The organism is Streptomyces sp. NPDC015171, from assembly GCF_043079545.1.
Lineage (GTDB): Bacteria > Actinomycetota > Actinomycetes > Streptomycetales > Streptomycetaceae > Streptomyces.
Genome location: NZ_JBIBUO010000013.1, coordinates 236257 through 260616 on the forward strand (window position 1 = coordinate 236257; position 24360 = coordinate 260616).

Annotated in this window: 22 protein-coding genes; 6 read left to right on the forward strand and 16 right to left on the reverse strand. The window is 73.3% G+C overall.

From position 1 onward, the window contains the following. Nucleotides 1-16 precede the first annotated feature (16 nt). Entirely contained in the window at nucleotides 17-1369 is a 1353-nt protein-coding gene (locus ACF073_RS30930) for a class II 3-deoxy-7-phosphoheptulonate synthase (protein ID WP_392074713.1), read from the reverse strand. A 105-nt stretch (nucleotides 1370-1474) separates the two neighbouring features. Between ACF073_RS30930 and ACF073_RS30935 the strand changes: the two genes are divergently transcribed. After that, entirely contained in the window at nucleotides 1475-1531 is a 57-nt protein-coding gene (locus ACF073_RS30935; protein ID WP_392074761.1) for a trp operon leader peptide, read from the forward strand. A 144-nt stretch (nucleotides 1532-1675) separates the two neighbouring features. Beyond that, nucleotides 1676-3553 carry an anthranilate synthase family protein gene (locus ACF073_RS30940; protein ID WP_392074714.1) on the forward strand — a complete coding sequence of 626 codons (1878 nt, stop codon included), beginning with the start codon at nucleotides 1676-1678 and terminating at the stop codon, nucleotides 3551-3553. Nucleotides 3554-3602: 49 nt separating this feature from the next. Here the strand turns inward: ACF073_RS30940 and ACF073_RS30945 are convergent, their stop codons facing one another. The 4 genes from ACF073_RS30945 to ACF073_RS30960 form a co-directional block, all read right to left on the reverse strand. Continuing rightward, the gene (locus ACF073_RS30945) at nucleotides 3603-4631 is read right to left on the reverse strand and encodes a 6-phosphofructokinase (RefSeq protein WP_392074715.1); all 1029 of its coding nucleotides are present in this window, start codon (nucleotides 4629-4631) and stop codon (nucleotides 3603-3605) included. A 110-nt stretch (nucleotides 4632-4741) separates the two neighbouring features. Beyond that, nucleotides 4742-5419 carry a response regulator gene (locus ACF073_RS30950; protein WP_392074716.1) on the reverse strand — a complete coding sequence of 226 codons (678 nt, stop codon included), beginning with the start codon at nucleotides 5417-5419 and terminating at the stop codon, nucleotides 4742-4744. Then, the gene (gene macS, locus ACF073_RS30955) at nucleotides 5416-6642 is read right to left on the reverse strand and encodes a MacS family sensor histidine kinase (RefSeq protein ID WP_392074717.1); all 1227 of its coding nucleotides are present in this window, start codon (nucleotides 6640-6642) and stop codon (nucleotides 5416-5418) included. The genes ACF073_RS30950 and macS overlap by 4 nt, the downstream gene beginning before the upstream one ends. 46 nt (nucleotides 6643-6688) lie before the next feature. After that, nucleotides 6689-7441, reverse strand: a complete 753-nt coding sequence (locus tag ACF073_RS30960; protein WP_392074718.1) for a lysophospholipid acyltransferase family protein — start codon at nucleotides 7439-7441, stop codon at nucleotides 6689-6691. A 102-nt stretch (nucleotides 7442-7543) separates the two neighbouring features. Here ACF073_RS30960 and ACF073_RS30965 point away from each other — a divergent pair, with 102 nt between their 5' ends. Then, the gene (locus tag ACF073_RS30965) at nucleotides 7544-8323 is read left to right on the forward strand and encodes an alpha/beta hydrolase (protein WP_392074719.1); all 780 of its coding nucleotides are present in this window, start codon (nucleotides 7544-7546) and stop codon (nucleotides 8321-8323) included. Then, nucleotides 8316-8987, forward strand: a complete 672-nt coding sequence (locus ACF073_RS30970; RefSeq protein WP_392074720.1) for a hypothetical protein — start codon at nucleotides 8316-8318, stop codon at nucleotides 8985-8987. The genes ACF073_RS30965 and ACF073_RS30970 overlap by 8 nt, the downstream gene beginning before the upstream one ends. Nucleotides 8988-9597: 610 nt before the next feature. On the opposite strand, the gene ACF073_RS30975 is transcribed toward ACF073_RS30970, so the two are convergent. The 6 genes from ACF073_RS30975 to ACF073_RS31000 all read right to left on the reverse strand — a co-directional run bounded on the left by ACF073_RS30975 (nucleotide 9598) and on the right by ACF073_RS31000 (nucleotide 14578). Continuing rightward, the gene (locus ACF073_RS30975) at nucleotides 9598-10353 is read right to left on the reverse strand and encodes an endonuclease/exonuclease/phosphatase family protein (RefSeq protein WP_392074721.1); all 756 of its coding nucleotides are present in this window, start codon (nucleotides 10351-10353) and stop codon (nucleotides 9598-9600) included. 128 nt (nucleotides 10354-10481) lie between these two features. Next, entirely contained in the window at nucleotides 10482-11435 is a 954-nt protein-coding gene (locus ACF073_RS30980; RefSeq protein ID WP_392074722.1) for an ROK family glucokinase, read from the reverse strand. 67 nt (nucleotides 11436-11502) lie between these two features. After that, the gene (locus ACF073_RS30985) at nucleotides 11503-11988 is read right to left on the reverse strand and encodes a DUF5304 family protein (protein WP_392074723.1); all 486 of its coding nucleotides are present in this window, start codon (nucleotides 11986-11988) and stop codon (nucleotides 11503-11505) included. Between the two features lie 56 nt (nucleotides 11989-12044). Beyond that, nucleotides 12045-13217 carry an ArsA family ATPase gene (locus tag ACF073_RS30990; RefSeq protein ID WP_392074724.1) on the reverse strand — a complete coding sequence of 391 codons (1173 nt, stop codon included), beginning with the start codon at nucleotides 13215-13217 and terminating at the stop codon, nucleotides 12045-12047. Nucleotides 13218-13259: 42 nt separating this feature from the next. Next, entirely contained in the window at nucleotides 13260-13700 is a 441-nt protein-coding gene (locus ACF073_RS30995) for an SRPBCC family protein (protein ID WP_392074725.1), read from the reverse strand. 122 nt (nucleotides 13701-13822) lie between these two features. Beyond that, a complete protein-coding gene (locus ACF073_RS31000; RefSeq protein WP_392074762.1) occupies nucleotides 13823-14578 on the reverse strand; it encodes a metallophosphoesterase in 756 nt (251 codons plus the stop codon). A gap of 338 nt (nucleotides 14579-14916) precedes the next feature. On the opposite strand from ACF073_RS31000, the gene ACF073_RS31005 reads away from it, so the two are divergent. After that, complete coding sequence (locus ACF073_RS31005) at nucleotides 14917-16713, forward strand: AMP-dependent synthetase/ligase (protein ID WP_392074726.1); 1797 nt, start codon at nucleotides 14917-14919, stop codon at nucleotides 16711-16713. A 19-nt stretch (nucleotides 16714-16732) separates the two neighbouring features. Here ACF073_RS31005 and ACF073_RS31010 read toward each other — a convergent pair whose 3' ends face one another. The 3 genes from ACF073_RS31010 to ACF073_RS31020 form a co-directional block, all read right to left on the reverse strand. Then, the gene (locus ACF073_RS31010) at nucleotides 16733-18370 is read right to left on the reverse strand and encodes a GMC oxidoreductase (RefSeq protein ID WP_392074727.1); all 1638 of its coding nucleotides are present in this window, start codon (nucleotides 18368-18370) and stop codon (nucleotides 16733-16735) included. A gap of 140 nt (nucleotides 18371-18510) precedes the next feature. Then, nucleotides 18511-19266: a glycosyltransferase family 2 protein gene (locus tag ACF073_RS31015; protein WP_392074728.1), complete on the reverse strand. Its 756-nt coding sequence runs from the start codon at nucleotides 19264-19266 to the stop codon at nucleotides 18511-18513. A gap of 13 nt (nucleotides 19267-19279) precedes the next feature. Next, nucleotides 19280-20431 (reverse strand): glycosyltransferase family 4 protein, encoded by a 1152-nt coding sequence (locus tag ACF073_RS31020; protein WP_392074729.1) that lies wholly within the window; start codon nucleotides 20429-20431, stop codon nucleotides 19280-19282. A gap of 142 nt (nucleotides 20432-20573) precedes the next feature. Between ACF073_RS31020 and ACF073_RS31025 the strand changes: the two genes are divergently transcribed. Next, the gene (locus ACF073_RS31025; protein ID WP_392074730.1) at nucleotides 20574-21812 is read left to right on the forward strand and encodes a glycosyltransferase 87 family protein; all 1239 of its coding nucleotides are present in this window, start codon (nucleotides 20574-20576) and stop codon (nucleotides 21810-21812) included. A 241-nt stretch (nucleotides 21813-22053) separates the two neighbouring features. On the opposite strand, the gene ACF073_RS31030 is transcribed toward ACF073_RS31025, so the two are convergent. Together ACF073_RS31030 and ACF073_RS31035 are read right to left on the reverse strand one after the other, a co-directional pair. Then, nucleotides 22054-23241: a hypothetical protein gene (locus ACF073_RS31030; protein ID WP_392074731.1), complete on the reverse strand. Its 1188-nt coding sequence runs from the start codon at nucleotides 23239-23241 to the stop codon at nucleotides 22054-22056. 27 nt (nucleotides 23242-23268) lie between these two features. Then, nucleotides 23269-24291 (reverse strand): NlpC/P60 family protein, encoded by a 1023-nt coding sequence (locus ACF073_RS31035; protein WP_392074732.1) that lies wholly within the window; start codon nucleotides 24289-24291, stop codon nucleotides 23269-23271. Between the last annotated feature and the right edge of the window lie 69 nt (nucleotides 24292-24360).

Consider the following 24360-nt stretch of genomic DNA (forward strand, 5'->3'; position numbering starts at 1 on the left):
GACTACCGGTTTCCGGTCACTGGTCCCGGTACATCTCGGCCACGAGGAAGGCGAGGTCCAGCGACTGGCTGCGGTTCAGCCGCGGGTCGCAGGCCGTCTCGTAGCGCTGGTGCAGGTCGTCGACGAAGATCTCGTCGCCGCCGCCCACGCACTCGGTGACGTCGTCGCCGGTCAGCTCCACATGGATGCCGCCCGGGTGGCTGCCGAGCGCCTTGTGGACCTCGAAGAAGCCCTTGACCTCGTCGAGCACGTCGTCGAAGCGGCGGGTCTTGTGCCCGGAGGCCGCCTCGAAGGTGTTGCCGTGCATCGGGTCGGTCACCCAGGCCACCGTCGCGCCGGACGCCGTGACCTTCTCGACCAGCTCGGGCAGCTTGTCCCGGATCTTGTCGGCGCCCATGCGGACGATGAAGGTCAGCCGGCCCGGCTCCCGCTCGGGGTCGAGCCGGTCGATGTACCGCAGCGCCTCCTCGGCCGTGGTGCTCGGGCCGAGCTTGATGCCGATCGGGTTGCTGATCCGCGAGGCGAACTCGATGTGCGCGTGGTCCAGCTGCCGGGTGCGCTCACCGATCCAGACCATGTGCCCGGAGACGTCGTAGAGCTTGCCGGTGCGGGAGTCCACCCGGGTCAGGGCCGACTCGTAGTCCAGCAGCAGCGCCTCGTGCGAGGCGAAGAACTCGACGGTCTTGAACTCCTCCGGGTCGGTGCCGCAGGCCCGCATGAAGTTCAGCGCGTTGTCGATCTCCCGCGCCAGCTGCTCGTAGCGCTGGCCCGACGGCGAGGTCTTCACGAAGTCCTGGTTCCAGGCGTGCACCTGGCGCAGGTCGGCGTAGCCGCCGGTGGTGAAGGCGCGCACCAGGTTCAGCGTGGAGGCCGACGCGTGGTACATGCGCTTGAGGCGCTCCGGGTCCGGGACGCGGCTGGCCTCGGTGAAGTCGAAGCCGTTGACGGAGTCGCCCCGGTAGGTGGGCAGGGTCACGCCGCCGCGGGTCTCGGTCGGCTTGGAGCGCGGCTTGGAGTACTGCCCCGCGATCCGGCCGACCTTCACCACGGGCACGGAGGCCGCGTAGGTCAGGACGGCACCCATCTGGAGCAGCGTCTTCAGCTTGTTGCGGATGTGGTCGGCGGACACGGCGTCGAAGGCCTCGGCGCAGTCGCCGCCCTGGAGGAGGAACGCCTCTCCCTTGGCGACGGCCGCCAACCGGGCGCGCAGCTGGTCGCACTCGCCCGCGAAGACGAGCGGCGGATACGACTCGAGGTCCGCGATCACTGCGCGCAGAGCCTCGGTGTCGGGGTACTCGGGCTGCTGCGCCGCGGGCAGGTTTCGCCAGGTGTTGCCAGCGCTCAGGCTGGTCTTAGCGTTCACGGTCACCTCGTACACATTACGGGGTCATGTCCAGGGATTTTCCTCTGGCTCGAAGGGTGAGACGGAGTGATTGCCCCCTGGACACCGGCGGGCTGGGGTAGGGTTTCCTCCATGTTCGCGCAGTCGATCCAGAACTGGTGGTGGACCGCTTCTCCGGCGGCCCGCTGATCGCGCGTACGAACAAGACTTCGCGAAGGCCGCCCGAGGGGCGGCCTTCGGCGTTTCCGGGGTCGTTCCTCCTCACCGGCAGTAATCACCGGCAGACATCACCGACGGATGTCACCGACGGACATGACCGACGGAAGAGGAACCATGGACCTGGCACAGCTGCTGCACGACCCCCGTCCCTTCGCCCTGCTCCGCCGCCGCACCCCGGGCCGCGACGAGCAGCTGGTCGAGGTCCTGCTCGGCCCGGTGAGCAGCCGTGACCGGCTCGCCGACCTGCCGGACGAGGGGCTCGCGCTGGTCCCGTTCCGGCAGATCCGCGAGCGCGGCTTCGACGTCCACGACGACGGCACCCCGCTGCTGGTGCTGACCCCCGAGGAGTCGTACGAGATCCCGCTGGCCGAGGCGCTGGCCGCGCTGCCGGGGCACGAGGTGCGCGTCGAGGGCGGCGGCTTCGACGTCGGGGACGAGGAGTACGGCGAGATCGTCGGCCGGGTGCTGCGCGAGGAGATCGGCCGCGGCGAGGGCGCCAACTTCGTGATCCGGCGCACGTACGAGGGCGCCCTGCCCGGCTTCGGCCGCGCGGACGCGCTCGCGCTGTTCCGGCGGCTGCTGGAGGGCGAGCGGGGCGCCTACTGGACGTTCGTCCTGCACACCGGGGACCGGACGCTGGTGGGGGCCAGTCCGGAGGTGCACGTGCGGATGAGCGGCGGGACCGTGGTGATGAACCCGATCAGCGGCACGTACCGGTACCCGGCCGAGGGGCCGACCCCCGGGCATCTGCTCTCCTTCCTCGCCGACGGCAAGGAGATCGAGGAGCTGTCGATGGTCGTCGACGAGGAACTGAAGATGATGTGCACCGTCGGCGACATGGGCGGGGTCGTCGTCGGACCGCGGCTGAAGGAGATGGCGCATCTCGCGCACACCGAGTACGAGCTGCGCGGGAAGTCCTCCCTGGACGCGCGGGAGGTGCTGCGGGAGACCATGTTCGCGGCGACGGTCACGGGGTCGCCGGTGCAGAACGCGTGCCGGGTGATCGAGCGGTACGAGCCGCGCGGGCGCGACGGCGCGGGGCGCGGGTACTACGCCGGTGCGCTCGCCCTGCTCGGGCGGGACTCCGGGGGCGCGCAGACCCTGGACTCCCCCATCCTGATCCGCACCGCGGACATCTCCGCCGACGGCCGGCTGCGCGTCCCCGTCGGGGCGACGCTGGTGCGCGGCTCCGACCCGGCGGGCGAGGTCGCCGAGACCCACGCCAAGGCGGCGGGCGTGCTGGCCGCCCTCGGGGTGCGCCCCGGCCGGCCGCGCGAGGAGCGGGAGCGGCCCCGGCTGGCCGACGACCCGCGGGTGCGGGCGGCGCTGGACGGGCGGCGGGCCGCGCTCGCGCCGTTCTGGCTGCGGATGCAGGAGCGCCACCCGGAGCCGGCCGGACACGCCCTGGTGGTCGACGGCGAGGACACCTTCACCGCGATGCTGGCGCATGTGCTGCGCTCGTGCGGCCTGGAGGTGACCGTGCGCCGCTACGACGAGCCGGGGCTGCGGACGGCCGTCCTCGCGCACGAGGGTCCCGTGGTGCTCGGTCCCGGTCCGGGTGACCCGGGCGACGCGGCCGATCCGAAGATGCGGTTCCTGCGGGAGCTGGCCGCCACCGTGCTCCGGGAGCACCGGCACGGGGTGCTCGGCGTCTGCCTGGGCCATGAGCTGATCGCGGCCGAGCTGGGCCTCGACCTGGTCCGCAAGGAGGTGCCGTACCAGGGGGCGCAGACGGTGGTCGACCTGTTCGGGCGGCCGGAGACGGTGGGCTTCTACAACAGCTTCGTCGCCCGCTGCGACGAGGAGGCGGCCCGGGAGCTGGCCGCGCACGGCGTCGAGGTGAGCCGCACGGCGGGCGGCGAGGTGCACGCCCTGCGCGGCCCCGGCTTCGCGGGGGTGCAGTTCCACCCGGAGTCGGTCCTCACCCTGAACGGCGCCGCCCTGGTGCGGGAGCTGATCGGCCAGCTGCGCGGGACGAGCCCGGCGAGGTGACCGGCACCGGGGCCGGGGACCGCGCGGTCCCCGGCCCCGGTCGGCGGCGTCAGCCGAAGAAGACCCCCACCTCCTCGTACAGCTTCGGGTCCACCGTCTTCAGCTTGGCCGTGGCGTCGCCGAGGGGGACGCGGACGATGTCGGTGGCGCGCAGGGCGACCATCTTCCCGAAGTCGCCGTCGCGTACGCAGTCGATGGCGTGCAGGCCGAAGCGGGTGGCGAGCCAGCGGTCGAAGGCGCTCGGGGTGCCGCCGCGCTGGACGTGCCCGAGGACCGTCGTACGGGCCTCCTTGCCGGTGCGCTTCTCGATCTCCTTGGCCAGCCACTCCCCGACCCCGGAGAGCCGTACGTGCCCGAAGGAGTCCAGCGACTGGTCCTTGAGCACCACGTCGCCGTCCTTCGGCATGGCGCCCTCGGCGACGACCACGATCGGCGCGTACGACGCCCGGAACCGGGAGGTCACCCAGGCGCAGACCTGGTCGACGTCGAAGCGCTGCTCGGGGATGAGGATGACGTTGGCGCCGCCCGCCAGGCCCGAGTGGAGCGCGATCCAGCCGGCGTGCCGGCCCATCACCTCCACCACCAGGACCCGCATGTGCGACTCGGCGGTGGTGTGCAGCCGGTCGATCGCCTCGGTCGCGATGTTGACGGCGGTGTCGAAGCCGAAGGTGTAGTCGGTGGCGGACAGGTCGTTGTCGATGGTCTTCGGTACGCCCACGCAGGGCACCCCGTACTCCCCCGAGAGCCGCGCCGCGACACCGAGGGTGTCCTCGCCGCCGATCGCGACGAGGGCCTCGACCTCCTGCTTGGCCAGGTTCTCCTTGATCCGCCGGATCCCGTCCTCCACCTTCAGGGGGTTGGTCCGCGAGGAGCCGAGGATGGTGCCGCCGCGGGGCAGGATGCCGCGCACCGCGGGGATGTCGAGACGAATCGTGTCGTTCTCCAGGGGGCCTCGCCAGCCGTCCCGGAAGCCGACGAAGTCATAGCCGTACTCCTGCACGCCCTTGCGGACGATGCCCCGGATCACGGCGTTGAGCCCGGGGCAGTCGCCGCCTCCGGTCAGTACTCCGACCCGCATGGAAATGTCCCTTCACCGCGCTTGCCTGACGCCGAGTCACGCTAATGGTGATTCAGGTCACATCGGGAGAGGCGGGAAGGGTGATTCGGGTGTACGGCCGGAAGTGTGCTTTATTCCTCGTCGAGTCCGCGTTCTATGGCATACCGGACCAGCTCCACCCGGTTGTGCAACTGGAGCTTGCCCAGGGTGTTCTGGACGTGGTTCTGCACCGTGCGGTGGGAGATGACGAGGCGTTCGGCGATCTGCTTGTAGCTCAGGCCCTTCGCCACCAGCCGCAGCACCTCCGTCTCCCGGTCCGTCAGCCGGGGCGCACCCGGCTCGCCGGCGTCCGGGGCGGGCGCGGGCTCGGCGGCGAGCCGCCGGTACTCGCCGAGGACGAGGCCGGCCAGGCCCGGTGTGAACACCGGGTCGCCCACGGCGGTCCTGCGCACCGCGTCCAGCAGTTCCTCGGTGGAGGCCGACTTCAGCAGATAGCCGGTCGCGCCGGACTTCACGGCCTCCAGCACGTCCGCGTGCTCGCCGCTCGCCGAGAGGACCAGGACGCGCAACGCCGGGTTGTGGCCGACGAGTTCCTTGCACACCTGGACGCCGGGCTTGGCGGGCAGGTTGAGGTCCAGCACGAGGACGTCGGGGGCGGCGGCCTTGGCGCGGCGCACCGCCTGCTCGCCGTCGCCGGCGGTGGCGACCACCTCGAAGCCGGACTCCGCAAGGTCGCGGGCGACCGCGTCGCGCCACATCGGGTGGTCGTCCACCACCATGACCCTGATCGGGTCCTGCAACCGCGTCATCGCTGCTCCGCCTTCTTCCCCCGCGCCCCTACGGCGCCCTTCGGTACCTTGAGTTCCACTTCCGTGCCCTGCCCCGGGACCGAGACGATCTCGGCGCTGCCGCCGAGGTCGCGCAGCCGGCCGCGGATCGACAGGGCCACCCCGAGCCGGCCCTCGCCCTCGGCCTGCGCCAGCCGGCCCTCGGGGATGCCGGGGCCGTCGTCCCGGACGGTGACGACGATCTCGTCCGGCTCGTCCTCCACCAGGATCCAGGCCTGGGCCCGGGGCCCGGCGTGCCCGCGCACATTGTCCAGGGCGGCGCCGACCGCCGCGGCCACCTCACGGGCCGCGGCCGGCGGCAGCAGCACCGGGGCACCGGGCTCGGCGAGGCTGACCCGGGCGCACGCGTAGGGGACGAGCAGGGTGCGCAGATCGGCCGGGCCCTCGTCGTCCGGTTCGTCCACGGCGCGGACCACGGCGCCCTCCGCCAGGTCCTCCGAGAGCCGCGACACCGGCAGCAGGCCGCCCGACACCAGGGTGCGCAGGGCCACTTCCTGCTCCCCGGCCAGCCGGCCGAGGTCGGCCGCCTCGCCGCCGAGGGCCGCGCCCCGGCGCTTCACCATCGCCAGCACCTGCAGCACGCTGTCGTGGATGTCCCGGGCCAGCCGCTCCCGCTCCCGGGTCGCGGCCTCGATCTCCAGCGCGCGGGCGAGGGTGCGCTCGGAGGCGCGGGCCACCTCCACGACGTAGCCGATGGCGATGGAGGCGACCCAGACGAGGATCACGTTGTGCACGGTGTCCCGGGCCGGGTGGCCGCGCTCGACCAGGTTCACGGCGGCCACGGCCGTGGAGGCGACCGCCGCCCAGCGCCAGCCGCCCTTGAGGGCGAAGGCCAGCACCGCGCCGGCGGTCCATATCGACGGCAGGGTGGGGCCGCCGTCCGCGATCCGCTGGTGGCTGTCGGCGACCGGGGTGAGCAGGATGCCGCCGAGGGCGACGGCCAGGTCGGCGATCAGGAAGCGCTTGGTGCAGCTCGCCGCGTTCGCCACCTTGGGCAGGGTGGCGAGGGTCCAGACGACGAGGACGGCGTAGTAGGCGACGGCGACCCAGGGCCGGGCGAACTGGTCGTACGCGGTGGCGCACAGGCCGATCGCGTAGAGCATGGTCAGGACGCGGTAACCGGTGAGCGCGCGCCACAGTGGCAGCTCGACCGACATCCGCATGACGCGCTCGCGCTCGGGCATCTCCCCCGGTCCCCCCGACTCCCCCTGCTCCGGCCGTTCCGCGCCCCTACGAGTCGGTCCGCTGCCCGGCCTTCTTGGCCTTCTCCGCTTCCCTCGCCGCCTTGGCGGCCTTGGCCGCCTCCGTGATCTGCCGCTTGGCCGCGGTGGCGTAGACGTCGACGTACTCCTGGCCGGAGAGCTTCATGATCTCGTACATGACCTCGTCGGTCAGGGCGCGCAGCACGAACCGGTCGTGCTCCATGCCCTGGTACCGGCTGAAGTCCATGGGCTTGCCGATGCGGATGCCGGGCCGCATCAGCTTGGGCACCACCTTGCCGGGCGGCTGGATCTTCTCCGTGTCGATCATGGCGACCGGGATGACCGGCGCACCGGTGGCGAGCGCCACGCGCGCGAGGCCGCCGGGCTTGCCCCGGTACAGCCGCCCGTCGGGCGAGCGGGTGCCCTCCGGGTAGATGCCGAACAGCTCGCCGCGCTCCAGCACCTCTATGCCGCTCTTGATCGCCGCCTCGCCGGCGCCGCGCGCCCCGGAGCGGTCCACCGGGAGCTGGCCGACGCCCTTGAAGAAGGCCGCCGTGAGCCGGCCCTTCACCCCCGGAGTGGTGAAGTACTCGGCCTTGGCGATGAAGGTGACCTTGCGGTCCAGCACGGCCGGCAGGAAGAACGAGTCCGAGAAAGACAGGTGGTTGCTGGCCAGGATGGCCGCACCTGTCGCCGGAATGTTCTCAAGGCCCTCCACCCAAGGCCTGAAAGCGACCTTGAGCGGCCCCCCGATGGCGACCTTCATCGTGCCGTACAACACCCGTGTGCCTCCCGTTTCCGTCGAGGAGACCTTAACCCGCAGGACCGTCAATGGGCCCGACGACCCTGGTCGGTGTCAGTGCGGTCGCGTACGGTGAAGCACATGCCAGTTCTCCCCGGAGCCGAGCCGTACCGCCACGAGGGCGGGGAGGTGGGGGTTCTCCTCTGCCACGGCTTCACCGGCTCGCCCCAGTCGCTGCGCCCCTGGGCGGAGCACCACGCGGCCCACGGCCTGTCCGTGTCCCTGCCGCTGCTGCCCGGCCATGGCACGCGCTGGGAGGACATGCAGGTCACCGGCTGGCAGGACTGGTACGCGGAGGTGGACCGGGAGCTGCGCCTGCTGGCCGGGCGCTGCTCCCAGGTGTTCGTCGCGGGCCTGTCGATGGGCGGCGCGCTGGCCCTGCGGCTGGCGGCCCGGCACGGCGAGCGGGTGCGCGGGGCCGTCGCCGTCAACCCGGCGAACAAGGTGCACGGCCTGTCCGCGTACGCCCTTCCGATGGCCCGGCATCTGGTGCGGACGACGAAGGGCATCGCCAGCGACATCGCGCTGGAGGGCGCGGCGGAGCTGGGCTACGACCGGGTGCCGCTGCACGCGGCCCACTCGCTGCGCACGTTCCTGCGCCGGCTGGACGGCGAGCTGCCCCAGGTCACCCAGCCGCTGCTGCTGCTGCGCAGCGCCCAGGACCATGTCGTCCCGGCGGCGGACTCGGCGCGGGTGCTGAGCCGGGTGTCGTCCACGGACGTCACGGAGATCGTGCTGGAACACAGCTACCACGTGGCGACGTTGGACAGGGATGCGGACCGGATCTTCGAGGAGAGCCTCGCCTTCATCGGCCGGCTCGCACCCAGTGTCGGCAAGGAAGGGACGGCCGCAGTTGGCTGAGCACGACTCCGACCGTGAGGACCGCGAGGGCCGTGAGGACCCCAGGGACCGCGAGCCGGACAAACAGGAGGTGCCGTTCGACGAGGACGCCGCCTGGCAGGCCATCGTGGCCGGGTACGGCGCCGAGCCGCCGGACCCGCCGGGCGCCCGCCCCTTCAAACCGGTGGAGGACCTCGCGCTGCCGGAACCGAACCCGGTGAACGATCCGGCGAAGGACATCGCCAAGGGCCCGCTCAAGGAGCCGGTCAAGGAGCAGGTCAAGGAGCCGGAGGCCGAGCCCGAGCGCGGCCCGGAGGACTCCGCCGGCCGGCCCGCCGCCCGGCCGCTGGGCGGCTCGGTCTCCTTCGCGCCCGGTGTCGGCCCGCGTGACCACACGGCGCCCGAGCCCTCGGACGACGACTTCGACGAGGGGGACGAGGGCCATTTCGTCCCGCCGGAGCCGCCCCCGTTGCCGGCCGCCGACACCACCGCCAAGTTCGCCTGGCTCGGCGTCGTCGGCGGACCCGTCGTGATCCTGCTGGCGGTGCTGCTCGGCTGGCAGATGACCTGGTGGCTGACGACCGTCGGCATCGGCGGCTTCCTCGGCGGCTTCGTGACGCTGGTGACCCGGATGCGGTCGGACGACGACGAGGACGAGGACCCGGGTCGCGGAGCGGTGGTCTGACCTCGGAGCGTGTGCCAGGGCCGCGCCTGAACTTTGTACAGGCGCGGCCCCGGTGTCCCGACGGCACCTGCACGCCCGGTCTGCGGGCCCTGTTCGACGGCCTCGGCACGCCCTGACGGCGGCTCAGCCTGCGTCCGCCGCCCGCCCGAAGAGCCGGCCGGCCGAGGTCGACGCCGGTCGCCGCGCCGTCGGCGCCGCGCGAGAAGCAGCCGCGTTTCTCGAACGGCAGCCCGGTGACGCTCTCGCTCATGAGGCCGAGCAGGTCGTAGCCGGCCCGGCTGGGGGGAGGGGCGGGCGCCGGGCGGTGCGGTCAGCGGCAGCCGGTCCGGCTGGGGGGCGCAGGCGGCGCGAGCCGTCGGTCTCGTCGGCGTCGGCCAGACTCCGGTCCAGGCCCGTGGTGTGATCGAGGAGCTGGAGCACGGTGATCCGCGCGGCGGCCTCCTCGCCGGCCGGCCGCAGGCCGCGAATGCGGACAGCTCCTCGTACGGCATGGCTTCCCCCCCGCTGCCCTTCCTGGACTTGATCCAAGTCCAGGAAGGGCAGCGGGGCACCCGTCGAGCGGGCGCAAGGAGTCTCCCGTACTCGGGTCAGGAGTTTCCTGCGCTTGCGCTCAGGCGACAGGGGCGGCGGGGACGCGGAGCGCGGCGAGCACCGGCAGGTGGTCCGTGGCGGCGGCCAGATCGGCCCGGGTGACGCCCGGCTGGTCCAGCGGCACACCGCAGCCGAGGACCTCGATGCCCTGGCCTGCGAAGATCGCGTCGATGCGCTGGTGGGGATCGGCCGGGGTGGAGGTGAACTCGCCGCCCCAGGGAGCCGTCGTACGGCAGTCCTGGAGGCGCTCGGCGAGCCGGCGGAAGGTGGGGCCGTCGGGGCGCTCGTTGAGGTCGCCGCCCGCGATCACATGCTCCGCACCGAGCGCGTCGAGGCGGTCGAGCAGCAGGCCGCCCTGCTCGTGGCGCTCGTCCCGCTGGAGCGAGAGGTGGCAGCTGAGCACCCCGAGGCGGGCGCCGCCGAAGCGGACCACCGCGGTGGCGAAGCCGCGCCGGTGCAGCCCGGGGGTGAGCGGGAGGAGGACGTCCTCGGTGCGCTCGACGGCGGCCCGCAGGCCGCAGAGGATCGCGGGGCCCGCCGCGGTGGCACCGCCGGTGAGGATGACCTGGCCGGAGGCCGCGGCGAGGCGGGCCAGCTTCTTGCGCCAGCGGAAGAAGCGCGGGGCCTCCTGGACGAGGACCAGATCGGGCGCGCAGGCGGTGATGACGCGGGCGAGGGCGGCGGTGTCGTCCCGCATCGAGCGGATGTTGTAGCTCAGGACCCGGATGACAGCGGAACCGTCGGATTCCGTGCGGGAGTTGGGGAGCAGCTCCATGTGGATCAATGTACGCCCCACGGCCGGGGGCGCGGGGAGCGTGTGCGACCGCCGGTGGGTCCCGGCTCGTCGCGCAGTTCCCCGCGCCCCGTGAGCGGACGTGGCCGCCGCGGTTCAGACGGCGTGCGTCACATGACCGGGTCGGGCTCGCGGGCCAGGTCGGCCGCGCCCACCATGCCCGCCTTGTTGCCCAGCTGAGCCGCGATCACATCGGCCACCGGGCGCCAGTTGCCGCCCACCAGCCAGCGCTTGTACGACTTGCGGATCGGGTCGAGGACCAGCTCGCCCTCGTCGGAGAGGCCGCCGCCGACGATGAAGGCGGACGGGTCGAACAGCGAGGCCAGGTCGGCGAGGCCGGCGCCCGCCCAGCGGGCCAGCTCGCGGTAGGAGTCGACGGCGACCGGGTCGCCCTGGCGGGCGGCCATGGAGATGTGCTTGCCCTCGATGCCGTCGGGGGTGCCGTCGCCGAGGCCGAGCAGCAGCTCCGCGTTCTCGGGGGTGGCGTTGGCGCGCTGCTTCGCGTAGCGCACCAGGGCCCGCCCGGACGCGTACTGCTCCCAGCAGCCCTGCGAGCCGCAGCCGCACAGCAGGCCGTCCGGGACCATCCGGATGTGGCCGAACTCGGCGGCCACGCCGAAGTGGCCGCGGCGCAGCTTGTTGCCGATGATGATGCCGCCGCCGAGGCCGGTGCCGAGGGTGATGCAGATGACGTTGCGGTGGCCCTTGCCCGCGCCGAACTTGTACTCGCCCCAGGCGGCGGCGTTGGCGTCGTTCTCGACCACGACCGGGAGACCGGTGCGCGCCTCGACCTTCTCCTTCAGCGGCTCCTGACGCCAGTCGATGTTCGGCGCGAAGTACACCGTCGATCGCTGCCGGTTCACGTAGCCGGCCGCACCGATACCCACGCCGACGATCTCGTGCCCGGCGCGGGCGCCTTCGACGGCGGCGGCGATGGCGTCCACGATGCCCTCAGGCGTACCCGGGGTCGGCACCTGGTGGGTCGAGAGGATGTTGCCTTCCTCGTCGACCACGCCGGCCGCGATCTTCGTGCCGCCGATGTCGACGCCGATGGTGAGTCCCATGAATCCCTCAGTTCCGGTCGAGCCCCGCTACGGCCAACCGTACCCGAGGCCCTGCCGCCGCCGGGCTTCAGTCCAGGTCGATGCGCTCCCCGGGACCGGTGCCCTCGCCGCCCTCGCGCCGGTCCGGGTCGGCCGCCGGATCGGCCGTGCGCGCGGTCCAGCGCCGCTCCTGGCCGTGGACGGCGGAGCGGTAGGCGGCGAGCAGCTCGCCGCCGGCCGCGGCCAGGTGGCCGAAGACGTCCGGGTTGCGCTCTATCACGGGTTCCACGGCGGCCTTCGCCTGCTGGACGGCCTGGCGCACCGCCTGCTGGGCGGCGGGCCCGGCGAGGCCCCCGAGGAGGGGTCCCTGGAGTCCGGACAGTTTGTCCGCCACCGCGTCCATGAGCTTCTTCAGCTCATCGGCGGCCGAACCGGGCGGCTGCCCGTGATCGGCACGGCGGCGGGCCTTCTCGGCGGCGAGGTCCTCGGCGCAGGCCGTGGACCAGGCGTCGGAGTCGGTCGCCCGCGGCTGCTCCTCCTCGGAGGGACCGGGTGCGGGGCGCTCTTCGCTCATGGCGGCTCCTGACTACGGTTCGCCTTTACGACGTTACCCGAACGGGCGTACCCCGTTCATCGTCCGGTGGCGGGCCACAGGTCCGGGTCGGGGGCGAAGCGGACGCACAGCTCGCCGTCCCGGAGGGCGGCGCCCGCCACGGTGCAGCGGCGCAGCGCGGAGGGCAGCGCGACGATCCGGCGGAACGGGCCCGCCGTGATCAGCAGTTCGTCCCCGCGCCGGATCAGGTCCAGCTCCTCCCGTATCGCGCCGGGCAGCGGCAGGTGCCAGACCAGCACGCCGTCCGCCGCGAGCCGGTCGGTGACCGGCCACTCGACCGGGTCGGGCGCCGGGTCGACGGGGGGCGCGGCGAGCGCGGCGAGGTCGTCGACGCCGTGCGGGTCGCGGCCGAGGTGCGGGACGGGGTGGACGTCGTACGCCTCCTGCCAGTCGGCGAGCGCCTTGCGCTGCTGGGCGAGGAGCGAGGCGAGCCAGCTGCCGGCGTCGGACTCGGGCAGGGTGCGGTTGGCGATCAGGGCCTCGGTGCGCAGGCCGCGCAGGGCGAGGCCGAGGGTCGCGGCGCGGACGGCCTCGGCGCCGGCCGGGCCGGGTTCGGCGACCAGGCGCACGGCGGTGCCGCGGTCGGTGAGGACGGCCTCCACCGCGGCCAGTTCGATGTCCCAGCGGGCCGCCGTCTCGTAGAGCCAGTCGGCGGGCATGGGGACGCCGGCCAGCCGGCCGAGGACCGGGCGCAGGGCGCGGGCGGCCTGCCGCTCCGGCGGGAGCAGGCGGCGCAGATAGCGGCGCAGCTCCTCGGGCAGGCCGAGCAGGGCGAGGGCGCCCGGCAGCGGCGGGAGGTCGACGACGAGGAGGTCGTACCGCTCGGAGAGGGCCGCGTCGCGCAGCGCGCGCAGGAGGGACAGCTCCTCCGCGCCGGGCAGCGGGGTGACTTCCTCGGCGTCGAGACGGGCGGCGCCGAGCAGGTCGAGGACGTTCTCGGCGCGGGCCTGGAAGGCGGTGAGGTCCGCACGGAAGCGGGCGGACGCGTCGGGCCGCCAGACGGTGAGGCCGGGTGCGGCCTCCGTGGGGGTCTGTCCTGTCGCGGAGCCGAGCGCCGCGCCCGGGGTGTCCGTGCGGTCCGCGCTCAGCAGCAGGGTCCGGGTACCGTCCGCCGCGGCGCGCAGTGCGGTCGCGGCGGCGATCGTGGTACGGCCGCTGCCGCCGGGGCCCGTGATCAGGATGGTGCGCATGAGGGTGAACCGTACCCGTGTGTGCCGTCGGCCGGGCGGCCGTCAGCTGCCCGACTCGACCCTCTTCTTCAGACCGGCGAGGGCCCGGTCGATGATGACCTTCTCGGCCTTCCGCTTGATCATGCCGAGCATCGGGATCTTGACGTCCACGGTGAGGGAGTAGGTGACCTCGGTCGCGTCCGAGCCCGCCGGCTTCAGCAGGTAGGAGCCGTCGAGCGAGCGGAGCATCTGGGACTTGACCAGGGTCCAGGAGACCTCGTGGCCGCCGGTCCAGGTGTAGGCGAGGGTCTGGTCGTCCTTGATGGCACCGGCGTCCATGACGAGGCGGACCTGCTCGGCGCGGCCCTGGGCGTCGGCGGCGAGGACCTCCGCTTCCTTCACCTCGCCGGTCCAGTCCGGGTAGCGCGCGAAGTCGGCGATCACCGCCATGACGTCGGCCGGGGCCGCCTCGATCGTGATGCTCGAACTGGTGTGTTCCGCCATCGCCGTGGCTCCTCCGGATGCGGGCCGTGTTGCGTGCTGTGTGTGCGCCGGGCTGCGCACGTGTGTGCAGCGTGAAGGCTACCGCGCCGCCGGCCCGCCGCCCTCACCGCGCCCGCGGCCCCTCACCATTCGAGGGCCCAGGGCGTACCGGTACCCGCGAAGTGCCCCACGTTGACGCACTCGGTGGCGCCGATCCGCATCCGCCGCGCCAGCGGCTGGTGCACATGACCGAAGAGCGCGTACCGCGGCCGGGTCCGGCGGATGGCGTCGAGCAGGGCCCGGCTGCCCCGTTCGAAGCGGCGGGCCACGGTGTCGTAGACCAGTTCGGGCACCTCCGGCGGGATGTGGGTGCACAGCACGTCGACCTCGCCGACGGCCTCGATCTTCGCCGCGTACTCCTCGTCACTGATCTCGTACGGTGTGCGCATGGGGGTGCGCAGGCCGCCGCCGACGAAGCCGAAGACGCGCCCGCCGATCTCCGCCCGCTGGCCGTCCAGGACCGTGGTACCGGGCCCGGCGTACTCCGGCCATAGCTGCGGCATGTCGACATTGCCGTACGTGGCGTACGTCGGTGTGGGGAAGGCGGCGAACAGCTCGGCGTACTGCTTGCGCACGGCCCGCTCGATGGCCGTGGCCCGGTCGGTGCCGATCCCGCCCCACAGCCGGGCGCCCAGCTCCCGGGCCTCGGCGAACCGGCGGGCGGTGCGCAGCTCGACGATCCGGTCGGCGTTCTCCTCGCCGAACAGGTCCGGGAAGATCCCGCGCGAGTGGTCGGCGTAGTCGAGGAAGAGGACGAGGTCGCCCAGGCAGATCAGGGCGTCGGCGCCCTCGCCGGCCCGGGCCAGGTCGCGCGCGTTGCCGTGCACGTCGCTGACCACGTGGACGCGGGTCCGCCGGTCGCCGGAGCGTGTGGATGCCATGACGATCAAGCGTAGGCGTGTGCGATGTAGGTGAACAGTGCCGGTCCGGCCTGCGGTTACTCGCCGGTCGGTTCAGGGGTGGACTACTGTGCGCGAAGGAAAGCCCGCCCGTGTGACGCAGCGAACATCTCGCCGAGACCCCCTGTCGTAGACGCCATACCGGCAAGTAACGTCCGGGCAGTCCAGTCGTGCTCTGGATTTCAGCCACCGAAGACCCGAGCACTTGCCCGAGCCTTGGACCGCACCGTCGCATCGCACAACGTCGTGGCGCCGGCGCCCTATGAGGAGCAGCAGTCTTGCGCGAGTTCAGCCTTCCGGCTTTGTACGAGGTCCCTGCCGACGGCAATCTGACCGACATCGTCCGCAGAAACGCCGCGCAGCACCCCGACGTCGCCGTCATCGCCCGCAAGTCGGGCGGCGCCTGGCAGGACGTGACCGCACGGGAGTTCCTGGCCGAGGTCCGTACCGCGGCCAAGGGCCTCATCGCCTCCGGGGTGCAGCCGGGCGACCGGGTGGGCCTGATGTCCCGGACCCGGTACGAGTGGACCCTGCTCGACTTCGCCATCTGGAGCGCGGGCGCGGTCACCGTGCCGGTGTACGAGACCAGCTCGCCCGAGCAGGTGCAGTGGATCCTGTCGGACTCGGGCGCGACCGCCTGCGTCGTGGAGCTGGACGCGCACGCGGAGGCCGTGGAGTCGGTGCGCGAGGCGCTGCCCACGCTGAAGCACGTCTGGCAGATCGAGGCCGGCGGCGTCGCGGAGCTGGGCCGGCTCGGGCAGGACGTGTCGGACGAGACGGTGGAGGAGCGCAGCTCGCTGGCCCGCGCCGACGACCCGGCGACCATCGTCTACACCAGCGGCACCACCGGGCGCCCCAAGGGCTGCGTCCTCACCCACCGCAGCTTCTTCGCCGAGTGCGGCAACATCGTGGAGCGGCTGCGCCCGCTGTTCCGCACCGGCGAGTGCTCGGTCCTGCTCTTCCTCCCGCTCGCGCACGTCTTCGGGCGGCTCGTGCAGGTCGCGCCGATGATGGCGCCGATCAAGCTCGGCTGCGTCCCGGACATCAAGCACCTCACCGACGAGCTGGCCGCGTTCCGGCCGACGCTGATCCTCGGCGTCCCGCGCGTCTTCGAGAAGGTCTACAACACGGCGCGCGCCAAGGCGCAGGCGGACGGCAAGGGCGCGATCTTCGACAAGGCGGCGGACACCGCGATCGCCTACAGCAAGGCGCTGGACGGCCCGTCGGGTCCGTCGTTCGGCCTGAAGGTCAAGCACAAGGTCTTCGACAAGCTGGTCTACAGCAAGCTCCGCGCGGTGCTGGGCGGCCGGGGCGAGTACGCCATCTCCGGCGGTGCCCCGCTGGGCGAGCGGCTCGGGCACTTCTTCCGCGGTATCGGCTTCACGGTGCTGGAGGGCTACGGCCTGACCGAGTCCTGCGCGGCGACCGCGTTCAACCCGTGGGACCGGCAGAAGATCGGCACGGTCGGGCAGCCGCTGCCCGGCTCGGTGGTGCGGATCGCGGACGACGGCGAGGTGCTGCTGCACGGCGAGCACCTGTTCAAGGAGTACTGGAACAACCCGGCCGCCACCGCGGAGGCGCTGGCCGACGGCTGGTTCCACACCGGTGACATCGGCACCCTCGACGAGGACGGCTATCTGAGGATCACCGGCCGGAAGAAGGAGATCATCGTGACGGCGGGCGGCAAGAACGTCGCCCCGGCCGTGATCGAGGACCGGATCCGGGCGCACGCGCTGGTCGCGGAGTGCATGGTGGTGGGCGACGGGCGGCCGTTCGTGGGCGCGCTGATCACCGTCGACGACGAGTTCCTCGGGCGCTGGTGCGCCGAGCACGGCAAGCCGGCGGGTTCCACCGCGGCGGCGCTGCGCGACGACCCGGATCTGCTCGCGGAGATCCAGGCGGCCGTCGACGACGGCAACGCCGCGGTGTCGAAGGCGGAATCGGTGCGGAAGTTCCGCATTCTGTCCTCCCAGTTCTCGGAGGAGTCGGGCCACCTCACCCCGTCGCTGAAGCTCAAGCGGAACGTGGTGGCGAAGGACTACGCGGACGAGATCGAGGCGATCTACGCGAAGTAGCCGCCCTTCTGACGCGGCATCATGGCGCGGTGTCCTCGGCGAGGACCCGCGCCATCGTGCGTTCGGCGAGCGCGGTGATGGTGACGAAGGGGTTCACGCCGATGTTGCCGGGCACGAGCGAGCCGTCGGTGACGTACAGCCGGGCGCAGCCCTTGACCCGGCCGTAGTCGTCGGTGGCCTTCCCGAGGACGCAGCCGCCCAGCGGGTGGTAGGTGAAGTCGTCGGCGAAGACCTTGCTGGTCGAACCGAACAGGTCGTACCGGTAGATGGTCAGATTGGCCAGATTGATCCGGTCGAAGAGCTTCTTGGCCATGGCGACCGACACGGCGCTCTGGGCCGGGCTCCAGCCGAGCCGCACCGCCCCGGACGAGGAGTCGTACGAGAACGACGCCCGCTCCGGGTTCTTGGTGATCGCCAGATAGAGGCTGATCCAGTGCTCGAAGCCCATGGGCAGCGGGGCGATCTCCGCGAAGACCGGGTTGTCGGGGTTGGCCCAGTCGTCGATGCCCATGACGGGCATGGTGGCCTGGTCGGCGCCGACGGTGTCCCAGACGTGGTTGGCGCGGCCGACCATGGTGTTGCCGTTGGTGCCCCAGCCGGCCCCGACACTGGGGTCCAGCGCGGGCAGGGCGCCCGTGTCCCTCGCCCGGACGAGCAGCTCGGTGGTGCCGAGGCTGCCGCCGCCGAGGAAGAGGTAGGTGCAGGCGTACTGCTTGGTCTCCACGACCTTGCCGGTGTCGTCGATCCGGTCGGCGGTCAGCAGATACGTCCCGTCGGCCGCCCGGCTGACCGATGTGACCTTCTCCTGGGTCTGGATGGTGACGTTGCCGGTGCCGAGGGCGGCGGCCAGGTAGGTCTTGTCGAGGCTGCGCTTGCCCTCGTTGTTGCCGTAGATGACCTCGCCGGCGAGCGCGGACTTGGGCGCGGTGCCGTCGGCCTCGCGCCGCATGTGGCCGAAGTCGTAGACGTTCGGTACGAAGACGGTCTTCAGTCCGGCGTTGGCGGCGGCCTTCCGGGAGGTCCGGGTGAACCGGTACCAGTCGGTGGACTCGAACCAGGCCGGGTCGATGGTGTTGACGCCGAGCATGGCGCGGGCGCGCGGGAAGTAGGTGCCGTACATCTCCTCGGTGTCGACGGTCGGGAACTGCTCGGCGAAGTAGGACCTGAGCGGGGTGACGGCCATGCCGCCGTTGACCAGGGAGCCGCCGCCGACGCCCCGGCCGACGTAGACGGACATGTGGTCGTAGTGCACCCGGTCCAGGACGCCCGGGTAGGGGTTGATGTTCTTGTTGACCACGTCCAGCCAGAGGAAGGACGCGAGCGGGGCTTCGGTGCGGGTGCGGAACCACATGGAGCGCCGGTCGGGGGCGGAGGTGGAGCAGAACACCTTGCCGTCGGGGCCCGCGGTGTTCCACAGCCGGCCCATCTCCAGGACGAGGGTCCGGATCCCGGCCTGCCCGAGCCGGAGGGCGGCCACGGCCCCGCCGTAGCCGGAACCGACCACGATCGCGGGGGCGTTGTCGACGGCGGGCGGCTCGGCCGCCTGCGCGGACGCGAGACCGATACGGGTGAGACCGGCCGCGGCGGCGGTCTGGAGGGCGATCATGCCCAGGATGTGACGTCTAGTCAGCTGACGCTGAATCAGTTTTCCTGCCATGCGGGCAGCATGTGCGGATTTTCCGGTTCCGCCAAGAGGCTTGCCCGAAGGGCGGTTTCTCCCCGCCGGATCACGTCACTCGCCGCCGCGCTCCCCGGGCCGGCGGCCACGCGTGACCGGCAGGGCGGAGGGGCCGCCGGTCAGCGGGATTCCCTGCCGTCGGCCCAGTCCCGGAGGGCTGCCGCGTGCTCCCGGATCAACGACATCCGGGCCTCCCACTCCGCCCCGGTGCGGTGGTCGGGGTGTGCCGTGATCTGGCCGCCGTGCTTGCGGTACAGCAGTCCGGTGTCCCCGATGAACCATCCGTCCGCCAGGGCGTCGAGACCGAGGAGGAGGCCCGTGTCGCCGGAGGCGGGGAGCGCCATCCAGCCGCCCAGCAGCGCCAGCAGGGAGCGCCGGACGCAGAGGGTGGCGGGGTGGACCTGGGGACGGTGGTGCTCGGACCAGAAACGGAACGCGCTTCCCCTGGCCAGTGGCCCCGGCGGCGGATCGCTGAGCTCGAAGGAGACGGTGCTGCCGTCCTCCAGGAGATCGACGACCCGGGACGTGGTCCAGCCCACCGAGGGGTGCTCCGCCAGCACGGCGACGTCCCGCGCGAGGGCCCCGGGGGCGAGCCGGTCGTCGGAGTCGAGGGTCTTCACACAGCCGCCGGTCGACCGGGCGAACGCCATCGTCCGCGCCACGTGCGGGCCGCCGGCCCGGGACGCCCCGATCCGGATGCGGGGATCGTCCGCCGGGAGGTACGACCCCGCCCGTACGCCGCCCCCGTCCTCCTGCACGCACCACTCCCACGACCAGCCATCGGGAAGGTCCTGGGCGAGCAGGGACGCGTACGCGTCGGGCAGGAAGCGCGCGGCGTCCCCGTGCACCGGCGTCACGACCGAGACGACGTTCATGCGGGCCTTTCCGTCAGCTCTGCCGGAGCAGGTCTTCGAGCTTCTTGGCCAGCAGGTCCCAGCGCCATCTCTCCTCGACCCACTGCCTGCCCCGCTCCCCCATGCGGCGGCGCAGTCCGGGGTCGCCGAGCAGGGTCACGATGCGGTCGGCCGCCTCGGCCGGGGCACCGCCTGGGACCACCCAGCCGGTCTCCCCGTCGAGCACCGCGTCCGGGGCGCCGCCGGAGTCGCCCGCGACCACCGGCAGACCGGTGGCGGACGCCTCCAGGTAGACGATGCCGAGGCCCTCCACGTCCAGGCCGCCGCGGCGGGTGCGGCAGGGCATGGCGAAGACGTCGCCCGCGCCGTAGTGCGCGGGCAGCTCGGACCAGGGCACGGCGCCGGTGAAGCGGACCGAGTCCGCGACGCCCGTCTCGCGGGCAAGACGGCGCAGGTCCCGCTCGTAGGGGCCGCCGCCGACGACGAGCAGCACCGCGTCCGGCTCGGCCGCCAGGATCCGGGGCATGGCCTGGATGAGCGTGTCCTGGCCCTTGCGCGGCACCAGCCGGGAGACGCACACGACCACCGGCCGGTCGGTGAGGCCGAGCCGCGCCCGGACCTCGTCGCCGCCGGAGCCGGGGTGGAAGGTCTTCTCGTCGACGCCGGGCGGCAGCTGCACCATGCGGCCGGCCGCCTGCGGGGTCAGGGCGGCGGCGATCCGGGAGCGGGTGTACTCCCCCAGGTAGGTGATCGTGTCCGTGGACTCCCCGATCCGGCGCAGCAGCTGCCGGGCGGCGGGCAGCTGGGCCCAGCCGGCCTCGTGCCCGTGGGAGGTGGCCACCAGCCGCTCGGCGCCCGCCCGGCGCAGCGCCGGCGCCATCAGGCCGAGCGGGGCAGCTGCGCCGAACCACACTGAGGTGCAGCCGTGCTCGCGCAGCAGTGCCGTCGCCCGCCGGGTGGCCTGCGGGGTGGGCAGCAGCATGGTCGTGCGGTCGCGGACCACGGGGAAGGGCTGCTCGGCGTCGAAGGCGGCGGTGGCCTCGGCGCCCTCACGGCCGCGCTTCCAGGTGGACGCGTAGACGACCAGCCCGCCGGGGTCGAGCCGGAGGGCCATGTTGTGCAGGAACGCCTGGATGCCGCCCGGCCGGGGCGGAAAGTCGTTGGTGACGATCAGGGTCTTGTGCATCGCCGCCGACCCTACCGAACGGGCCTGGCCGGCCCCCGCGCAGGCGGTTTGTGACATGCGCACGCGGCCTGGCCTGTGGCACGGGCCCGGGGTCGCAGGACATCATGGTCGCTCGACACGAAATCGAACGGCAGGGGATCACGTGGAGACGAAGGGCATCGGGCGGTCCCTGGCCTGGCCGCTCGCGACCTGGGCCGTCACGCGCGCGCTGCTGCTGCTGTTCGTGTTCCGGGTGTACGCCTTCCCGGGCCCGGACGTCACCTCGGACGTGTCGGTGATCTACCGCGGCTGGTACGAGGTGCTGCGCCAAGGAACGTTTCCGCTGGACGACGTCACCTGGCAGTACCCGCCCGCCGCGGCCGTCGCGATCCTCTCCCCCGCCGTCCTGCCCTTCCTGTCGTACGCGCACGCCTTCTTCGTGCTGGCGTGCCTGACCGACGTGGTCGTGCTGGCCCTGCTGCTGTACGCCGGCGCCCGCCCCGGCCGGTCGCGGCGCGGGGCCTGGGTGTGGGTGGCGGGCGTGCCGCTGCTCGGGCCGACGGTGTACGCCCGCTACGACGTGATGGTGACCGCGGTCGCCGTCGCCGCGCTGCTCGCCGGGGCCCGGCACCCGCGGGCGATGGGCGCGCTGGCCGCGGTCGGGGCGCTGGTGAAGGTGTGGCCGGCGCTGCTGCTGGTCGGCGCCGTGCGGCGGCGGGCGTGGGCGTCGGCCGCGGTGGCCGCGGCGGGCGTCGCGCTGCTGTTCGCGGTGTCCATGCCGGGCGCCTTCGCGTTCCTGACCTTCCAGCGGGACCGGGGCACCGAGGTGGAGTCGCTCGGCGCCCTGGTCTTCCATGTGGCCCGGCACTTCGGCTGGCACGGCGAGGTGCTGCTGAACTACGGCTCGATCGAGTTCCTCGGCCCGTACGTGGACCAGGTCAGCACGGCCGCGCTGGCGCTGACCGGGGCCGCGTTCGGCTGGCTGCTGCTGTGGCGGCTGCGCGCGCGGAGCCTGGGCGACCCGCACACCCTCGCCGACGCGGCGCTCACGGCGGTGCTGCTGTTCACCGTGACCAGCCGGGTGATCAGCCCGCAGTACCTGGTGTGGCTGATCGGTCTGGCCGCCGTCTGCCTGTCGCACCGGGCGAGCCGGATGGGGGCGCCCGCGCTGATGGTCGTGGGCGCGTCCTTCGTGACCGTGCTGGAGTTCCCGCTCGGCTTCTCGCACGTGGTGCTGAGCGACTGGTACGGGGTGGCGCTGCTGGCGGTGCGCAACGGCCTGCTGGTGGCGGCGGCGGTCCTCGCGGCCCGCCGGCTGTGGCGCTCGACGGTCCCGCCGGCCTCCACCGCCCCCTTCCCTCCTCAGGCCGCCCGGACCACGGAGACCTCGGTCCCCTCCTGACGCCGGGAGCGCCGCAGCGACCCCGCCACGGCCGCGCACTGCACGGCCGCTGGACGGCGGTGCCGAGCAGGGTGACCCGGAGCAGCGCGGGCGCCGCCCCGCGCCGAGCTGCTGGAGCGGCTGCGCGCCCCCAAGCAGGCCGAGATCACCGACCAGGTGCGCTTCCACACGGTCCTGGCCCTCCTGCGCCACCTGGACGACCCGGCCGAGCGGGCCTGGCTGCGGGCGGCCGTCGGCGTGCTCAGTCCAGCTGCGTCGTGACGTAGTCGCGCCAGCGCGCGGTGAACTCCTCCCGAGTCGTCCCGAGCACCTTCTTCAGCGCCTCCTCCACGGCGCCCGCCCGCTTCCCGTGGGCGCCGACGGCCCGGTAGAAGGTGTCGAGCCGGTCCGCTCCCCACTGGTCGGCGACCATCCGGCAGGCCAGCCAGCCGCTCTCGTAGGCCCGCGCCAGCTCCGTGGGTTCGCTGGTGAAGCCGAAGTCCTTGTCGGTGGGGAGCGTCTCGGGCGGCTCGCCGTCCCGGACGGTACGGGCCAGTTCCGGGGCCGCCTCGACCGCGGTGCGGCCGGTGCCCAGATAGCCGACCCAGTCGGCGTAGCCCTCGGAGAGCCACAGCGGGGTGGCGGCGGTGGTCTGCGCCCGGGTGGCGACATGGGCGGTCTCGTGGGTGAGGACGACCTGCTTGCCGACGTCACCGAGCACGGCGTACGCCTCCGGGTTGATCACCACCCGGTCCGCGGGCGCCGCGCCGGAGCCGCCGGCCTCCCCCGTGGTGACCGCCGCGATGCCCCGGTAGTTGGCGGCGGGCGAGCCGAGCAGGGCCGCCATGCCCGCCAGGGACCGCGGGACCAGCACGACGACCCGGCGGCTCCACCGTGCGCCCCACGCGCCGGTGACCGCCGGGACCGCGTGGTCGGCCAGCCGGGCGTACTCCGTCAGCCCCGCCCGGTCGGCGCCGGTGCCGAGCACCAGGCTGTGCGCGCCGCGGACGGCGGTCACCGTGCCCTGGTCCCACAGCTGCTGCCCGGCCGCCCTCGCGGGCTCGTCGGCGGTGACGTACCAGCGGCCGTCGGCGGTGCGGCCGAGGGTGAGGGTGCGGCGGGCGTCGACGGGGGCCCGGTCGTAGCCGGCGACACGGTAGTGCAGGTCGGCGTCGGCGGTGGCACCCGAGGCGGTGCGGTGCAGGGCGGTGACCCGGTAGTCGAAGGCGGCCAGCGGGAGGGCGCGCAGCCGGGTGTACCCGGTCCGGGTGCCGGTCTCGCCGAACGCCGCGGCGTCGTGGCCGAGCAGGGCCGCCGAGCGCCGGTCGAGCACCCGCTGCACCTCGGCCCGCGCCGGATCACCGGCCGGCTTCCCGGCGCACCCGACGAGCGGCAGCAGCAGACCGAGCCCCGCCGCCCCGATCCGCCACACCCGTCTGCGACCAGCCACTTCCCGATCGTACGGCGAGGAGGGCGGTCAGGGCCGGGTGACCGAGGAGACCGGCATCATCCCGACCGGGTCGTAACGCACCGGAGCCCCGGGATAGGGGGCGTGGATGACCTGGCCGTTGCCCGCGTACATCGCCACATGGCTGGCGTCGGAGCGGTAGACGACCAGGTCGCCGGGGCGGGCCTGGGAGAGCGGGACCTGCCGGCCGGCGAACCGCTGCTCCTGCGAGGTGCGCGGCAGCTGGATGCCGGCGTGCTGGTACGACCACTGCATCAGGCCGGAGCAGTCGAAGCCGGAGGGGCCGCTGGCGCCCCACACGTAGGGGCGGCCGAGGGCGGAGCGGGCGGCGGCGAGGGCCGCGGCGGCGCGGCCGTCGGGGGCCTCGGCGGCGGCCTCGGCGGCGGCCGGGTCGGGCAGGTCCGGGCGGCTGCCGCGGGACGCCCGGTCGTAGGCGGCGCGTTCGGCGGCGGGCAGGGCGTTGAGCAGCTGCCGGGCCCGGGCGAGCTTGCTCTCCACGGTCCGCTTGTGGGCGGCGACGGCCTTGCGGCTGCGCTCCAGCTCGGCGAGTTTCCCGGACGCCTCGGCACGCTCCTGGGAGAGGTCGCGCAGCGCCGACCGCACCTGCTGGAGCCGGCCGGCCTGCTGGGTGCCGATGCGGTCGAGCGTGGACGCCTTGGCCAGGTAGTCGTCGGGGTCGGCGGAGAAGAGCAGGGCGACCGCCGGGTCGATGCCGCCGGCCCGGTACTGGGCACCGGCCAGCGAACCGAGCTGCTCGCGCAGGTCGTTGACGCGCTGCTGCTGGCGGGCGATGTGGTCCTGCGCGTCACGGACCTCCCGGCGCAGCTCGCCGGCGCGCTCGGCGGCCTTGTCGTAGGCCTGGGTCGCCTTCTCGGCCTCCGCGTACAGGCGGTCCACCTCGGCGTGGCTGTCGTTGCCCGGCGCCGCGTGCGCCGGTACGGCGCCGAGCGCGGTGGCCGCAGCCGACAGCACCCACAGGGCGACGGCTCCGCGGTCGAATCCGGACGGTGCAAGGCGGCGATGGGACCCCACGTCAGTCCTTCTGCTGGCGGACAGAGACCGTTTCCCCGGCGCCTGGGGACGGGGAGGCCCCGGCGCCGG

Excerpts from the sequence above, each read along its gene's own strand:
- ACF073_RS30940 (WP_392074714.1), top strand. The coding sequence starts at position 1,676 with ATGGACCTGGCACAGCTGCTGCACGACCCCCGTCCCTTCGCCCTGCTC.
- ACF073_RS30945 (WP_392074715.1), bottom strand. The coding sequence starts at position 4,631 with ATGCGGGTCGGAGTACTGACCGGAGGCGGCGACTGCCCCGGGCTCAAC.
- ACF073_RS30950 (WP_392074716.1), bottom strand. The coding sequence starts at position 5,419 with ATGACGCGGTTGCAGGACCCGATCAGGGTCATGGTGGTGGACGACCAC.
- macS (WP_392074717.1), bottom strand. The coding sequence starts at position 6,642 with ATGCCCGAGCGCGAGCGCGTCATGCGGATGTCGGTCGAGCTGCCACTG.
- ACF073_RS30965 (WP_392074719.1), top strand. The coding sequence starts at position 7,544 with ATGCCAGTTCTCCCCGGAGCCGAGCCGTACCGCCACGAGGGCGGGGAG.
- ACF073_RS30975 (WP_392074721.1), bottom strand. The coding sequence starts at position 10,353 with ATGGAGCTGCTCCCCAACTCCCGCACGGAATCCGACGGTTCCGCTGTC.
- ACF073_RS30980 (WP_392074722.1), bottom strand. The coding sequence starts at position 11,435 with ATGGGACTCACCATCGGCGTCGACATCGGCGGCACGAAGATCGCGGCC.
- ACF073_RS30985 (WP_392074723.1), bottom strand. The coding sequence starts at position 11,988 with ATGAGCGAAGAGCGCCCCGCACCCGGTCCCTCCGAGGAGGAGCAGCCG.
- ACF073_RS30990 (WP_392074724.1), bottom strand. The coding sequence starts at position 13,217 with ATGCGCACCATCCTGATCACGGGCCCCGGCGGCAGCGGCCGTACCACG.
- ACF073_RS30995 (WP_392074725.1), bottom strand. The coding sequence starts at position 13,700 with ATGGCGGAACACACCAGTTCGAGCATCACGATCGAGGCGGCCCCGGCC.
- ACF073_RS31010 (WP_392074727.1), bottom strand. The coding sequence starts at position 18,370 with ATGGCAGGAAAACTGATTCAGCGTCAGCTGACTAGACGTCACATCCTG.
- ACF073_RS31015 (WP_392074728.1), bottom strand. The coding sequence starts at position 19,266 with ATGAACGTCGTCTCGGTCGTGACGCCGGTGCACGGGGACGCCGCGCGC.
- ACF073_RS31020 (WP_392074729.1), bottom strand. The coding sequence starts at position 20,431 with ATGCACAAGACCCTGATCGTCACCAACGACTTTCCGCCCCGGCCGGGC.